At 77.6% G+C, this 1284-nt stretch carries 1 protein-coding gene; it reads left to right on the forward strand.

Annotation, left to right across the window (positions count from 1 at the left end; all coding sequences use genetic code 11):
* Positions 1 to 1284: helix-turn-helix transcriptional regulator (locus ACFV4N_RS43900; RefSeq protein WP_499678630.1), on the forward strand; the 1284-nt coding region annotated here is incomplete at both ends.

Here is a 1284-nt window from a genome sequence, read left to right on the forward strand (position 1 = left end):
GCAGTGCGCCGACCCCCGGGACCGCGACATCACCCTGGGACCGAGGGCCTTCCTCCAGCTGATGACCGGGCAGGTCGCCGACGCCGTGGCCCAGGCGCACCGGTCGCTCGACGCCGCGCGGCGGAGCGGGAAACCGGTGGCCGAGGCGACCGCGCTGATGACGCTCACCCTCGGCGCCAGCGCCGCCGGCGCGGTCGACCGGGCACTGGCGCTGGGCCGGGAGAGCACCGCGAGGGCCGCACCGGCGACCACGTCGTTCGACGGCTTCCTGATCGCCGACCTGTGCCTCGGCGTGGCCCAGGTGGACGCCGACCGGCTCGCCGACGCGCGGGCCACCCACCACCGGGGCCTGGCCGACGCCTCCCGCACGGGCAACGCCGGCGTGCTGCCGTACTACCAGGCCAACCTGGCGATCGCCGACCTGCACGCGGGTTCCTGGGACGACGCCGCCGCCGGGGCCGGGGCGTGCCTGGCGCTGGCGCGCGACACCGCCACCCGCTGGAACCTCCACGTGCTCGCGATCCTGGCCAGGGTCGCCATCGCCAGGGGTGAGCCGGGCGCCGCCGCCGAACTGGTCGACCAGGCGCGGGCCGAACTGCGGGACTGCGGCGTGGTGCTGGGCGCCGACTGGGTGCTGTGGGTGGAGGCGCTGCTGCTGGAGGCGCGGGGCCGGACCACCGAGGCCGCCGCGACCGCGGCCCGCGCCTGGGACCTGCTGCCCGAACTGCGCTTCCTGCACACCAACTGGATGGCGCCGCCCGACGTCGTCCGGCTGGCGCTGGCGGTGCGCGACGTCGACCTGGCGTACCGGGTCACCGAGGAGACCGAGGCCGCGGCCCGGCGGTTCGGCACCGCGTCCGCCACCGGGGCCGCGTTGCGCTGCCGGGGCCTGGTCCAGGGCGGGCCCCGGTACTCGCTCCAGGCGGTGGAGGCCTACCGGGACTCGCCCCGCCCGGTGGAACGCGCCCTGGCCCGTGCGCAGGCCGGCGCCGCGCTCGCCGCGGCCGGGGAGGTGGAGGAGGCGCGCCCGCTGTTCCGGCAGGCGCTCGACGCCCTGGACGAGCGCGGCGCGGTGGGGGAGACCCGGCGGATCCACGCGGTCATGCGCGAGCACGGGGTGCGCCGGGGCCCGCGCGACCGGCGCCGTCCCGCCACCACGGGCTGGGACTCGCTCACCAGGACCGAACTCGTGGTGGTCCGGCACGTGGCCGAGGGCCTGGCCAACGCGGAGGTCGCCAAGCGGCTGTACGTGTCCCGCTACACCGTGGAGACCCACCTCAAGCA

It is taken from the genome of Actinosynnema sp. NPDC059797 (genome assembly GCF_042732085.1).
Taxonomy (GTDB): Bacteria; Actinomycetota; Actinomycetes; order Mycobacteriales; family Pseudonocardiaceae; genus Actinosynnema.